At 38.2% G+C, this 14,389-nt stretch carries 14 protein-coding genes and 1 pseudogene; all 15 read right to left on the reverse strand.

Translation table 11 applies throughout. The features are described from left to right. Positions 1–159: 159 nt before the first annotated feature. The 15 genes and pseudogenes from HC725_RS14670 to HC725_RS14735 all read right to left on the reverse strand — a co-directional run bounded on the left by HC725_RS14670 (position 160) and on the right by HC725_RS14735 (position 14,297). Entirely contained in the window at positions 160–3,408 is a 3,249-nt protein-coding gene (locus HC725_RS14670; protein WP_190332618.1) for a DUF6701 domain-containing protein, read from the reverse strand. Continuing rightward, positions 3,408–3,932 (reverse strand): MSHA biogenesis protein MshP, encoded by a 525-nt coding sequence (locus HC725_RS14675; protein WP_190332619.1) that lies wholly within the window; start codon positions 3,930–3,932, stop codon positions 3,408–3,410. The genes HC725_RS14670 and HC725_RS14675 overlap by 1 nt, the downstream gene beginning before the upstream one ends. 15 nt (positions 3,933–3,947) lie before the next feature. Then, a complete protein-coding gene (locus tag HC725_RS14680) occupies positions 3,948–4,724 on the reverse strand; it encodes a PulJ/GspJ family protein (protein WP_194687977.1) in 777 nt (258 codons plus the stop codon). Beyond that, positions 4,724–5,365, reverse strand: a complete 642-nt coding sequence (locus HC725_RS14685) for a type IV pilus modification PilV family protein (protein ID WP_190332620.1) — start codon at positions 5,363–5,365, stop codon at positions 4,724–4,726. Before HC725_RS14685 ends, HC725_RS14680 begins: the two co-directional genes overlap by 1 nt. After that, positions 5,355–5,837, reverse strand: coding sequence for a pilus assembly FimT family protein (locus HC725_RS14690; RefSeq protein WP_190332621.1), 483 nt, complete (start codon positions 5,835–5,837; stop codon positions 5,355–5,357). Before HC725_RS14690 ends, HC725_RS14685 begins: the two co-directional genes overlap by 11 nt. Before the next feature lie 31 nt (positions 5,838–5,868). Further along, positions 5,869–6,129: a hypothetical protein gene (locus tag HC725_RS14695; RefSeq protein ID WP_190332622.1), complete on the reverse strand. Its 261-nt coding sequence runs from the start codon at positions 6,127–6,129 to the stop codon at positions 5,869–5,871. Between the two features lie 47 nt (positions 6,130–6,176). After that, a pseudogene (locus HC725_RS14700) lies at positions 6,177–6,899 on the reverse strand (ExeA family protein); the annotation flags it as partial. A gap of 2 nt (positions 6,900–6,901) precedes the next feature. Then, positions 6,902–8,545: a pilus (MSHA type) biogenesis protein MshL gene (mshL, locus tag HC725_RS14705; protein ID WP_190332623.1), complete on the reverse strand. Its 1,644-nt coding sequence runs from the start codon at positions 8,543–8,545 to the stop codon at positions 6,902–6,904. 15 nt (positions 8,546–8,560) lie between these two features. Continuing rightward, positions 8,561–8,878: an MSHA biogenesis protein MshK gene (locus tag HC725_RS14710; protein WP_190332624.1), complete on the reverse strand. Its 318-nt coding sequence runs from the start codon at positions 8,876–8,878 to the stop codon at positions 8,561–8,563. Beyond that, positions 8,871–9,248 carry a type 4a pilus biogenesis protein PilO gene (gene pilO, locus HC725_RS16745; protein ID WP_238928526.1) on the reverse strand — a complete coding sequence of 126 codons (378 nt, stop codon included), beginning with the start codon at positions 9,246–9,248 and terminating at the stop codon, positions 8,871–8,873. The genes HC725_RS14710 and pilO overlap by 8 nt, the downstream gene beginning before the upstream one ends. A 107-nt stretch (positions 9,249–9,355) precedes the next feature. Next, positions 9,356–9,505, reverse strand: a complete 150-nt coding sequence (locus HC725_RS16750) for a hypothetical protein (RefSeq protein WP_238928528.1) — start codon at positions 9,503–9,505, stop codon at positions 9,356–9,358. After that, positions 9,502–9,993, reverse strand: coding sequence for a hypothetical protein (locus tag HC725_RS14720; RefSeq protein ID WP_190332625.1), 492 nt, complete (start codon positions 9,991–9,993; stop codon positions 9,502–9,504). The genes HC725_RS16750 and HC725_RS14720 overlap by 4 nt, the downstream gene beginning before the upstream one ends. 18 nt (positions 9,994–10,011) lie before the next feature. Further along, the gene (locus HC725_RS14725) at positions 10,012–10,956 is read right to left on the reverse strand and encodes a hypothetical protein (RefSeq protein WP_190332626.1); all 945 of its coding nucleotides are present in this window, start codon (positions 10,954–10,956) and stop codon (positions 10,012–10,014) included. 33 nt (positions 10,957–10,989) lie between these two features. Continuing rightward, positions 10,990–13,011: an RNase E specificity factor CsrD gene (gene csrD, locus HC725_RS14730; protein WP_190332627.1), complete on the reverse strand. Its 2,022-nt coding sequence runs from the start codon at positions 13,009–13,011 to the stop codon at positions 10,990–10,992. 386 nt (positions 13,012–13,397) lie between these two features. Beyond that, the gene (locus tag HC725_RS14735) at positions 13,398–14,297 is read right to left on the reverse strand and encodes an ATP-dependent DNA helicase (protein WP_342365955.1); all 900 of its coding nucleotides are present in this window, start codon (positions 14,295–14,297) and stop codon (positions 13,398–13,400) included. Positions 14,298–14,389 lie beyond the last annotated feature (92 nt).

Consider the following 14,389-nt stretch of genomic DNA (forward strand, 5'->3'; position numbering starts at 1 on the left):
GACAGAAATAAAATTGTGCTAAATGTACCAATGCCTAGCACTGTCGGCAAGCAATAACCACCAACCACCTAAGAATAGTGTGTATTCTTACAGAAAGTTAACTCAAGCAAGAGTTTATTTTTATATTACTTCGTTAATCTTTGCTAATCAGTACTAAAATCAATTAGCAGTCAAGTTCGGCTCACCGCGATAAATGATACGATCATTTCCTCGATAAGCCCCAAAAATCACCACGGTTGATGGATCTTCATCCCCTAAGTTTCGCCAGTTAAATTGGAGCCAAGGTTGGCCAATATCATGGGGATTACTCCAACCTGTCATCGTTACATTGAAATCAGGGTCATCTTCTGGTCTAGCACTATTACCATAACCACCAGAGTCATTACCTTGCCTTAAGAACAAGCGTACCGTTTCACGTTGACTGTTAGTTTGCTCAGCCTTAATAACACTGGATTTGCCATTGTTCACTATCGTTTCTGGCCCTGTCAACTTGGCTGAACTACTGGCAATATCACTCATGACATAATAAACGTTCGGTGTGAACTTGCTGCCACTATCATTAGGATTAGTAATAAAGCCACTCCCATCCCAATACTCAACTCGTAATGGCACGCTAATTGGGCCTCCAATCGGACCACTAACACTATCTAATGTCATACGGCCATAGCGGAAATCGGGTTGTTCAAAAAATGACACCCCCACTTTATCTAAACCATTGTCAGCCGTAAAAATACTGGTATCAACAAAATCATCATCAAAGTTAATATTGTCATTATTTGTATATGGTGTTTTATTTAAAGTATTAACAGAGATACCAAACACAGAATTATCGTTATTGTAGGGTCCATCAGGTGAGCTAGTATAAGGTGAGCTATTAATAAGATCTTTCAAAAATGTGAAATCGGTAACTGAGAATTCATATGTTGCTTTATCCCAATGATAATCAGTGGGAGCAGATCCAAAAATAAATCTATTATCTAAGCTATCACCATCAACCATCGAACCAAATATGTTTTCTCTTTTTATTCCTTCAATGGTAAAAGAGGCTAAAAACTTCTGTGAAAAATAACCATAATTTTCAGTGTCGCTATCAGTGGCATTTTTAGCTTTAACCCTATAACCCACTTTTATTGGTTGATTCATATACGCGAAGCCGTTATGGCCGGCGGCATAATTCCATTGATTATCATTCTCAAGCTTAAAGTGGTGTGGATAGAAACGCCCGACTTCACGATAGTTGTGATTAATTTCCATACCTAAATACTCAGGAGTATTATCAACACTAATATTAAGGCTGCCTACCTCTTGCCAACTTAAATCATCATAAAGAAAGTAATCACCCTGCGCTTTTTCTGTATTTAAACGATTTAAACTCGACAAAGATTCTAACTTAATTACAGACCTACCTTCCTCTGGGGTTTCTAATTTACCGTCAAGAACAACAGTCCACGCAAGGGCACCAGGCACAAAGAAATTAGACGTCGGATCGTTATTACAGTATTCATCTGGAGATGTCATTTTTCCAATATCTTTAACCGTAATAGGATCCGGATCTCCAGCTTTCCAAACAATAGGCTTAACTTGTAATGAAAATGCTTCACCAGCTGGAATGAATTTTTCACCCACATCGGAGTTCCCAGTTGCATCATAAGCGTTGCCGTATTTATCTTTAGGCTTGCAAATAGCGAATGTCCAAGGGCGAACATCGACATTAACTAAACCTTGCAGTGTACTAAAACTATCTGAATCCGTGCCATCTCCGCCGTCTGTTCCGTCACCATCAGGGGTAATATCGCATCCATCGTAATCAGCAGGACACACAAATTTAGGATCGGCCAGCATAAAGTTCAATGAACCGGACTCAGCGTATTTTAAGTAAGCAGAAGATTTAGCGTCCACATTAAAATTTAACTTAACAGAATTATTGCTATAGCTGCCATTTTCGCTATCACTCACCTGTAAACCGCCATCTTGAGCGCCTTGTGCAGTGGTAGGCTTGGTAAGGTTAATGTTAGATACTGTGAGCTCCTTATCACCACTATACCCTTTCACTGATGTAACTTTATCGTCCTTACAAGCCAATACTTGCACACTAAATTGAGTGGGGTGACCTGCCACCGCTTTTACTTGTTCAACATCAAACTTGTAAGGCCCAAATAATATATTTCCTGAGTCGGTTGCACTTGAATCATCCGTTAATTTAGCACTGATACTGTACTCTTTAATAGTGTCAGCCTTTACCGGAACCGTAACTACACCATTTGTAGGTTTATAGACATAATTACTATTTTTACTGCCAACTGTTGGGTCTAATGGTATTAAACCAGATGGATAGCTTGCTGTAATAGTTCCGTTATAATCGGTAGCGACAGTGCCATCTTCGTTATAAACGGTATAAGTGATTTTAGGCGCTTGGCAAAGCAAAGCAAACTGGTTGTCTGGGCTGACATCTATTCTATAAGTATTATCAGCTGGCACCGAACACGCACCTTCACCGCCAATCACTCTGGACCCAGAAACATTCATCTCTAATTGATTCGTTGTGATACCACCATAAACAATGGCTTTATTTGTGAATGTCACTGACTTGGCTAATATATAGGCATATAAATCCGAGTCAGTTATCCTAAATGTCAAATCTGCAGTTGGCCCATATATAATCAAATCTTTAGCATCATCAATATCATTCATCACAATGTTATTGGTTTGATTATAAGTAGTAACGATATTTATTCGGACCTTCTTTTGATATACAAGACTCGCTCCTGCGCCATTTAAGACAAATGAATCAAATGTATACGCAGAGTTACCTAAGAATAATGTTTGAACAGCGCCATCTGTATAATAACTTTGAACAGAAACACCGTACTCACCAGCTTTAGGTTTAAAGATCACATTAAGGGATAAATTCCCATAACTGGATACCTTCAATGACTTTAAATTATCACTAATATAAATTAATACTTTATTTCCATTTTCAACATATTGGCATGCTGAACTTGAGCCACAAACAGTAGTGTAGTTATATTGATCAAGAGTTAAGCTTTCGGTTCCCCAAACTGGATTTAAGTTTGCAGGCACAGGTGCTAAAGGAGGCGGAGTCTGACCACTTCTTAATGCACAGTCACTATTACCTTCCGATGTTACACAACTATCATTCGTCAGTTGATATAAGCTATTAGTATCACGCGTTTTATTAAAAGGCACTTGAAGTACGCCATTAGATAAATATTTATTTTGGTATCCTTCCGACCACCCTTCTAAAAATATATCAGGACTCAATAAGTTAATTTCGCCATCATTCCCCCAGCTTTGCACAGGTTCAGTGAAGTACTGACAATAATCAATATCAGCCTTTGAATAAAAAGAGATGAGTAATAGCAAAATAAGACAAAAACGACTACGCATCACTTAACTCCCTTCACCACAACATCTTGCGCGCGTTCAACTTGGAATAGACTCTGATTATCCCCACACTGAGCCATCGCATGAACCTTAAAGAAACTGTATTTTTTATCATTACCGCTATCTTCCGCAGATAAAATATGTGGAGAGCAGGCTAATACTTTAATGGCGCAATTCTTATATTCCGTTTCATTAGAAAAAAGTGCCGCCATGGCCTTGTTAACTGAGTTGTTCAGATCAGCAGTAAGCTGCAGGTTATTACAACGTTGTTCCAATGCAGACCAATCGCTACTACTTTTACCTAAAGGAAATAACTGTGTCAGCGCCCATTCATTAGCAGAGTGAGCCATAAACCAAGCTCTAGTGCCCATAATTTCTCGGCTCTGTGTATCTTGATTCGACCATTCTAAACGCGCCATAGTGCCAGCGAGTAAGCCCATCACGACAATCACAAAAATAACCACAATCAAAACACTGCCAGATTGCGTTCTCTTGAATGAAGGCATGCTATTTATCATTTGATTCATTCTCATCCCCTTCATTTATGGCACATTCAGTACTTGAATATCACTATCATAATTTGTCACTTCATCATTTTGCTTGAAGTACAGGCGGATATGAACGAGCCCACTTCGGGCAAGAGAATCAGACGATAAATCATTGGTATTGCCACTCGCAAAAGATGAACGATCGGTTAAGTTTTCTCCGACTTGAATTGGATTGCCACTATCATTAAATTCACGAGTTAATTGAGAACCATCAATACAGTACTTCACCTTATTAGAATAAATATAAAGACGATTACCAACTGAATTAACCACTGTCCCTTGGTTAAATTCGACTGAATCCACCGTTGTAGAAAAGATGTGTTTATCATAACTAACATTCTTAAGTTCAATACTGTTACTGCTATTAATGTCAAAGTCGCCTTGAGTACTCGGATTAATGACAAGTTTTTTTCCATTCAATTTAGTAGGGTCTGTAATACCACCACTCACCACAACAAATTTAAAAGTCGACTCATCCGTAGTGGGTAATACTGCATATGCTCCAGCATAATCGATGGGATAAAAAGAAATGCATTTATCTGTTTTTTCAAAGCTATTAGGTACAGCATGACGAATTTCGCGAGTTAATTTTTCGACCACAAATCTAGCTTGATTTTGTAATTGCTGGCGATCTACAGTATCAGCATAACCTTTAGTGCCAAGCTCAACAAAACCTGCAATCCCCATGATCATAATCGCCATGACTACAATGGTGATGATCAGCTCAATTAAGGTAAATCCAGCTTGCTTAATTTGTGGGAATTTCATCATTAGTAATTCCCTCGATAGGCTACTAATGTGAATTTTTCATAATGTTGAGCGGAAATAATTAAGGTGATCTTTTTCATGATGTGAGTATTGTCGGGTTGATTTGGCGTTAGTTCAGCACTATTTGCATTTTCAACATTCACAATCACTTTAAAATTGGGATAACATTCCTGACTACTGCCTTCTTTACAATCATCATTCACAATATTGGTTAATGCATAAGATTTACTAGGAAAATCAGATGAGCATTCCGACTGTGCTGAGTTTGAATACCAGCAGCCAATATAGTCATCAACATCATCAAAAGCGCTAACATCCGGACCTTCATTTGATCCGGTTGCACCAAGGCATGATTCTGCATTTGAGGTAATATCAGTATTAGCCGTAGTGTCATCACAACGAATCAAGCCACCACTAGGATCGCTTTTTTCATCAAAGCCACGTGACAAAATTGTGTTCATCATACTTTGGCCTAAAGCAGAGGCTCGAACTATATATTGCGGGCGGCCTGAATCTTCAACTCGAGGAAAGAATATTGAAAATAATATCGTCATCGCAATTGCCATCACTACCATAGCAACAATACTTTCGATTAAGGTAAAACCTTGCTTTAGATATCGGGCAGAAAAACGGTTAGCAACCATAAACAAACCCTTCCGTATTGATGCATACTTTGGTGCTTTCATTGGTGATTGAAGAAATCGTTATCTCATAATCTTGATTCTGCATTGGCTTACCAAGCAAATAAGGTCGTCCAAGCAAATCAAATTCAATAAATACATTAGATGGCGAAAACTGCATCTCTTGTCCATCGACTTCAACTTTACTACTCAGATCAGAGATACCACTACAAGACATTTTTGAGCCTAAGCAGTTGCTGGTAATACTCAAGATATAATTATCATTAGTTGAACCATTTTGAGTATTAGATTGCATACGTGCCAATTGAATTTGGCGGATAACTGAGATAGCTTGCGCTTGAGCTGCATAAGGCGAGAAAGAGGATGGACCTTGAAAGCGTGTAGCGGCGTATACAGAAAGGATCGCTAATATAATGATCACAACCATTAATTCAATTAAAGTAAACCCACGTTGAATATGAAAACGTTTGGGCATGGTAAACACCTTAATTAATTAAATAAATAGTTTAATTAATGCCAAAAATCGAGTCATCATCAACCGCAGGTGATGATTCGTCGGGAGAAACACAATTATCAGCATTACCTTTCACTTCAACGGTAGCTGGTTGATTAGCTGAAATGGCTTCTTGATAAATAACAACGCAAGACAAATAATCATACCCAAAGGCGATACCACCAACATGAGTAATGCCTGTATTCGTCGGATTTATTGTCCAATCGTTATCAACGCCATCGACAAATGTGGTTAAGGATGCTGATGTAGCCAAGGGATAACCAAACTTAACCGAAGCGGAAACACCATCGACTAAAATCGAACCACTTTCTTATGACATACCTGATTAATCATTCTCGGAATGCCTTGTGTGGCTTTCCATATCGATTTTTTTAACGACAATGAAAAAACCTCACCACTACCACCACTCTTCATCAATCGATGGTCAATATAAGCCACCGTTTCAGATAAGCTTAATGGTCGTAATTTTGCACTAAACGTTATACGTTGCCTAAATTGGCGCAGACTATGTTGAGATAATCTTGCATCCAATTCGGGTTGCCCCAAAATAACAATTTGTAATAACTTTCGATGTTCCGTTTCTAAATTGCCAAACAAACGTAAGGTTTCAATCGCTTCATCACTCAAGGCTTGAGCTTCATCAATCAGCGCTACCACACTTTGTCCCGCTTGATGAATATCCAATAACTTTATATGAATCGCATCAACCAAACTGCCAGAATCCAAAGTATTGGGTATCGATAACTCATGTGCCACTGCTTGTTTTAATTCTAGGGCACTTAAAATTGGATTCGGTAGATAGATTAAATGTAGGCGATCATTTAAGTGATTGATCAACATACGGCAAACCAAAGTCTTCCCGGTGCCAACTTCACCCGTCACTTTAATAATTCCTTCCCCCATATCAACAGCACTTAACACGGTTTGAATTGCCTCAAAATGAGGTTCAAGACCATGAAAAAGCGCCGTTGTCGGCGTCAGGTTAAAAGGGGCCTGATGAAAGCCAAAATAAGAGTGGTATATCATTATTTAGAGTCTGGGAACCACTCTTGCAATAGGTCTCTTGATTTCTCAACTTCTTGAGACCAAGTATTCACGCCCACTACAGTTGGTTTAAGCAAAATAACTAACTCAGTTTTTTGCGTTATCTGATTAGTATTACGGAATAACCAACCAAGCCCCGGAATATCACCTAATAATGGGACCTTTGTTGTCTGCTCAAGTGTGCTGGTTTTCATCAAACCGCCAATCACAACCACATCGCCATCTTTTGCTCGCACAACTGAATCAGATTCACGAATAGAACTTCTTGCTAAGGGTAGATTCAGCACTTGATCATTGCCGAGATCAATCTCTTGGTTATCAGTCTCCACTTCAATAACCGCAGGATGAACATGTAGCATGACATTACCTTTATCATCAATCTGTGGTGTCACATCAAGTGAAATACCAGAGAAAAATGGTGTTAAGTCAACATTTTGGCTGGCAATACTATTATCACCACCAGAAATTTCACCATCAACACCAGTGACAAAATAACGATCTTGTCCGACTTTAATTACCGCTTTTTGGTTATTGGCAGCGGTTACTCGAGGGCTAGATAGTACATTGAGATCGCCTTGAGTCGCCATGAAATTCATAACAGCACTAAAGTTACCATCAGACACCACCACATTGGTGCCTCCCCCCAATAAATCACCAATCGTATTTAAGCCAGGGATGCTCCCACCGCCTGAAGTTCCACCTGAAATAGTCGTACCACCAATCGAACCACCTAAATTAGACCAATTAATACCTTGCTGATAGCCATCACTTAATGTGACTTCCATGATTTTCGCTTCAAGGATCACTTGTCGGTGCATGCGCTTGGCTGAAATACCTAAGAATTTATGAATTTCACGTAATTCATTTGGATAAGCACGAACCGTAATTACACTGGCTTGAGGTGAAACGATCACACTACGACCTCCATCATTGCCCACCATTGCTTTTACCGCTTTTTGCAGCTGAGGCCAAAAATCACTTTCGCTGGTGGTTTCAATACGAGTACCTCCTGTCGAGTTCGTCTCACTTGAAGAACTGCCGTTTCCATTATTACTATTACTTCCGCTATTACTGCTGCTATTACTGCTGCTGTTATTGTTATCGTCGTATTCAGATGTCACAGACCCTGTTGTGATCGTAGTTAATGACAAGCCCTTACGTTTAAATTGCAAATAATCCACAGGAATGGTTTCAGTCCGCAAACCTGCTGGGTAAATTTGAATAACCTTACCGCTCTTGGCAATATCGTAACCATAAATATCACGCACCGAATTCAATACCTCATCTAAAGTGACATCAGAAAGGTTTAAGGTAATTTTACCCGACACATCAGGGTGAATAATCGTGCTGTAATCTGTTCCTTGAACTAAGCTTGCAAAAAATGCTTTTGCATCCACATTTTGAGCTTGAACTCGAAAACGCTTTACCGGCTTAGACTTTCCTTTAACACCCTCAATATCAGGCATTAAATCCGCTTGAACGGAATCGGGCAGATCATCAATCGAGCTACTATTATTATCATTCACGGCTTCATTTAAGGCTTGCTTGATTTCAACCGGATCTCGATGTCCCATCGAACATCCCATTAATGAGACCATCATGATACTTATAATGATTTTGCGCATATTAACTTTGCAACCTTAATGTTTAATAACTTGTGTAAAGAGTTCTAAATGCCATGTTTTAGAGCCGCGAGTTAACGTCACTTTTTTTTCATCAATATTGTTTATACGATAACCATTAATAGACTCACCAGAGCTTATAACTTTATCATTCAAAATAGCGATGCACGGGCTATCTTTTTGACAAATAATGCTTTGTAAAACAGGTACATTATATTGAACACGTTTAGGCTTTTCTGATGCAGATAGCCAACCTAATGGGGCGGTAGGATCTTGCGCACCAGATGCACAATGAGACGTCATAACAAGAAGTGCTAACAATAAGGATCTAGCCACCTATAAACTCCTGTTTTGCACCAAGCGTGTATACGACTAACACTAATTCAGCCGTTGGATAGTCGCTCACATTATAGTCAAAACTTCGCCAGTAATATTTCATCGGCATTTGCTCTAGCTGCGACAAATATTTTTGAATATCAAAATATTTTCCCGTGATTACTATTTTAACTGGGTGAATATAATAGCCAATATCCGCAGATGAATCACTCAATGTTATTGGCTCACTTGGCTGAGATTCGAGTGAAATCAATTTGAGATTATGAGTTTGATCCAGCACACTTTGAAGTAAACTCGCCATAGCAGTTGGAGTCACTAAACTATCCACTACTCCCTCTAAGCGTAATGATAAATTTTCGCTTTGCTTCATTAAAAGGCCGTATTGTTTATCAACTTCTATATCAGGGTTAGTGTTCAATTTTTTATTAATCTGAGTAATTTGACCATATAATTGGCCTATAGATCCTTTTAATGAGTTTAATCTCGATGTTTAATCGAAGCGGGTTCAAGTAAGAAGGCAAAAAATAGGAATAGAATCACAACCCAACTTGCGCCAGCGATCATCCACTTCTCTCGAGAAGAAAGCTGCGTATATTTCTCGTTCAGATCTGACCATTGCTGTTTCATTTTTGATTCCCTGATTTCGAACGTAAAGAGAAAATGACATTATCTTTATCGTCTCGACCGATAGATAAATGCTCAAACGTTCGACCGACTAAACTCAATTCATCTTTAAATTGCCCAACCCAGCTAGGAACCACTTCAGGGTTTCGAGCATAACCTTGAACATTAAGCTTATTATCATCAATTTGGATGCTATTTAGCGATATATCGTTCCGATTCAAATTCGCTAAACTAGACATGACACCTGAGTAGCCTTCTAGTTTTTCATCATCAAAGCTGTTAATCACATTTAGAGAATCTTGTTTCGTTTTCACATCTTCTTTTAAACGGGAAATAGCCGCAATTTTTGCTGGAGAAGGTTTGTGTGCTATTAATTTTTGATCGAGTGATTTTTTTTCCGTTAACAGCGTCGTAGATTCATGATTAAGCTTAGATACTTCGTTACTTAAGCTATTATTTTGATAACTGTAAACACCATAAATAATCATCATAATAAAAGAAATCAATGCCTAACTAGAGACAATAAGGTTTAAATCGAACCATTCTTTTTGCGGTTGTAAATGAGCGGGATAAAGATTGATACCTTGCAAACCATGCTTATAAGCCTCAACCGCCAAGATACCACCGCTTTGATTGCCTCCATGGCGAAGTCTCAGTGGTTCAACATTGATATTCAAACGGTCCTGTAACTCTTTTTGCAACTCTTCAACGTCTTCATCATCACAGCACAGCATCAATTTATTAATTTGAACTTGCTTCAATTGGGACGACAAATAATCCATTGATCGTTGCAGTTCTAATGCTAAATCATCTTGTAGAAGAGAACTTGAAAAATTCCCCGTAATCGGAGGTACGACACCTCGAATAGTACGGTGGAAAACAGAAACCCCATCAACAAAAGCGCCAATTTTAAATTCGCTATTACTATTGCGGTGAAGCAGCATAAAAGGAGATGAATGAGAATTAACTGCCCAAACTTGATCTTCTGGCAATATTTGCAGTAATTCAATATTACGCTGGATGAGTTCAGATTGAATCTCATCCAACAGCTTTTTAGTAATGACATAAGCTTGTATTTTAGTACTGTGCGGAAGTTCCACACCATCAGAAATAATATCGGCAATACGACCTGTGATAAGATCTTTTAATAAAAAAGGTAAAGCAACTGACCATTCATTTTTAGGTATGGCTGGTTTATCTATTTGATAACTATGATAAAGGTGTGAACCTAGCGTTACACTAGCTTGCAGGTTGTTATAACCTTCGTTATCTAAAGCAACGCCTAATTGAGTCTGCCAATTTTTATCCTCTAACTTTAAGACAATGGCTGGCTCGATCGCTGATTCTTCGGTGATTTTTGACAAATAAATACCATCACTGAATATAACAATACTCAGTGATGACTTACCTGGCTTCTTCGAAGTAAACCTTTGTAGAAATGAGGTCATACTCATGATGTTGTTACTTTCCTCTATTATTACTAACCGTTATCGCCAACGATTCCTTCGGCCTGGTTTAATCGATTTAGTTAATGTTTCATTTTTTGTTAGTTCTAATGATGACAGTTCTAGTGGTAATAGCTGAGATTCAGGTTCAAAAAATCGACCTTGAGCCCCACTTAAGCCTAAACTATCGAGTACTTTCCACTCTTTTTCATCTTCAACGCCAACTGCCAAAATCTTGATATCGTTATCGACACATGAACCCAATAAGCTTCGAATAAATAATTGATTCTCACTGCGTAAGTGAATCTGTTTAATTAAACTTCGATGTAATTTTAAATACGTAATAGGTAAATCTTTCGTATAATGAGTGCTCACAATTGTTCGGCCAACTTGATTAACAATTACCTTACAGCCTAAACCAGCAAGCATTTTTACAACTGGTCGCATACAGTCCAAATTATTAACCAAACTGCCTTCTACAAACTCAAAAGATAGCCTATGTCTTACATTTTTTGGTAATTGTAATAATTCATAACGAAGCCAGTTTGTGTAAGCCCTCTTTTTAAATGGTTCTACAAAGAGATTAATTGAATAATTGGTGCTAGTGTCGCTTTCTTTGAGATGAGTAAAAATAACATTAATGCTCGTTTGATCTAATTTTTTCTCGTACCCAACTTGTTCAATGGCGGTTAAAAATCTAGAAGCTTTAACAACCGCACCAGATTCATCTCTTATTCTTGTAAATAGCTCATAATGCTCGATGTCTTGGCGGCTTTCATTAATTAAATAGCAAGGTTGCTGAAAAATAATAATACCTTCATATGTCAAAGCTACATCAAATAAATTTCTCCAACGAACCCCTCCTCGATATTCAAGAGATGTACTCATTTTCTTTTTATATCGAGCCCAACCATTGAGTTCATCAAGACGAGCCGTTTTTAATGCAGTTTCTGCTTCATCGATAATTCGTCCACGGCGCTCTCCTTGAGAAAAGGCACTTAAGCCAATATGACACCAATTATTTATATCCCCTCCCTCTGGTGGAGTGAGTTTTTTTAATTGATTAATGCACTGAGCAGCCATCGTTGAAATTTCTTTTTCAGATTGATGAGGTATCATTAAAGCAAATTGGGAATCATAATATCGAGAAAAAACCGAATTAGGGTATTTTTGAATCAGATTTGATAAGACTTGGCCAACTTCAATTAAGAAGGCGTCAGCTTGTCCTTTACCAGCCTCCTCAGCGATATCTTCCCAGTCATTAAGTGAGACGACTAATACACCACCTGTCACCCCTGTTTCTTGTAAAGCAGATTCTAATTTGCTGTCAAATAATACTCGGTTAGCAGCCCCTGTTAACTGATCTAGAAAGGTATGTGTACGGATGAAAGTATCAAAACGGCTCCTTTCTTGACGAGCATCTTGTAATTCATCAATCAATCTATCTAAAGCTTCACTTGCGGTATAAGGCCATTCTCTTTCATCCCCTTTCGCAAATTTTTCAACCTGTCCAGCAAGTATCATTCGTCCACGTTCTTCAAGCAATTCAGAGCCATACAGTTGCTCTTTTAACCACTTCAAACCTTGAATCAAACAAAAAACAACCAGAGCAACGGCTAAAGTTAATGAGGAAAAAGCTTGAAAAGAATAATTATTATTGGTGTAAAGAGGCATGATTTTAAATGACGCAACATAGCCAGTATTTTGATCTAAAGGGATAGCTTTTTGATAAAGAAGTGAAGCATCTTGAGCGGGTTGTTTTAGCGCAGTATCGGTAAATAAATAAATCACACCAGCTGAAGAGGTTAATTTAAATTCAGCAACATTATTAGTTTGTAACAATTTAGGTAACCAATGACGCATAGAATCAAAATCTTGTGAAGAAGACAATTCCTGATCAACCACCTGGGTAAGACGTTTTAAATTTTGGTCTATATAATCATTACCCATTTTCTGGAAGGTAAAAACACCGCCAACAAATAAAATAAACATAGCGGCAAGCACAATGATGGTAACAAAGGAGACTAAACGAGTGCTTATCTTTAATGTTGGAGTATATCTCATTTAACTATTCCATTTAATTCGTTACTAGCATCCTGCTATACCCGTCTTACTTTGGTATGTATGAACTTATGGTATATATGAGCTTAATATTATTACTTAAACGATAATAAAACATATATTACTTTATATAAATATAACAAAAGCCGCAAAATTGCGGCTTTTTATAGTATAAATATTTATTAAGCTGGGCGATAAAACTTAACAAAAACTTTTCTTTAATACCGACTATAAAGGTTAACTAAGACAAATAAAACCAAAACAGGGTCAGTACAATTAAAATTTCCATATTAATCAAAAATATAGAGATACTGACCCCATTTGAAAAATCAACCTTTCACGAGCCAAACGTGTAAAAACATCCGCATTTTTACTTAATTCAGCTCTATTTAAGCATTTTTCAACATTTCTGACAAAGCTGTTTTGCGTGTATCCAAAGCACTGCGCTTGTTTATCCCATACTGAAAGTCATACTCCTTACCAATGATATGTACCTTACTTTCGGCTCGTGTTATGGCTGTATAAAGCCAACTTCGATCAAGCAACAAGCTTCGCTCCAGCAGCACGATTACATTCTCAGCTTGCGAGCCTTGCAACTTATGTAGCGTTAGTGCGTAAGCCAGCTCTATGTATTCGAATAGCTGCCAATCGACCTTTAAAGATCTTTTGCTTCCATCCTCGCCAATATCCTCTAGCTCAATGACACATGCATACTCTTCGGTTGCTTCAGCGTTTGTTATCACGCCCAAAGTGCCATTTTGAACATCGTATTTATAGTTTGTCAGGGTTATAACTATTGGGTCGCCTTCTCTGAACTCATAGTTTCCTTTAGTGATCGGCATATTTGTTAGATCAAGTAACCGACCATTAGGGTTCACCTCTGCTTGTAACTTGAGGTTAGCATTTCTTACGGTGGCATTCGTCGATGCTACAATCATCGCCCTGTCGTATTTCAAATACACCGACACAGCGTCCTGAAGCAGGTCATCACTTGATTCATGGAACGTAATATCAGACGTCGTTAAAGAAGATGGCTTATTGCCATTGCGTATGTCATTCGAATACGCAGGAATAGAACTAATAGCGCCTTGTCGCTTAACCACATCTAGTTCGACATGATTGATTACCCCACTCTTAATAACATCATGCAAAATTAACCCTGCATTGATCGGAGGTAACTGATTAGGATCTCCCACGAGTACGATCCTTGACTTGTCGGAGAACAAAGTAACCAAACGCCACATAGTGTAAGCGTCTAGCATCGACGCTTCGTCAATCAGTGTCACCACCAGTGCAAAAATGATCCACTAACACCAATTGAAAATTGATCCACTTGGTATCATTCAGTTTTAACAAAACTGGATGGTGATTATGTTAACCA

The sequence above is a fragment of the Vibrio sp. S17_S38 genome (assembly GCF_014694375.1).
Classification (GTDB): domain Bacteria; phylum Pseudomonadota; class Gammaproteobacteria; order Enterobacterales; family Vibrionaceae; genus Vibrio.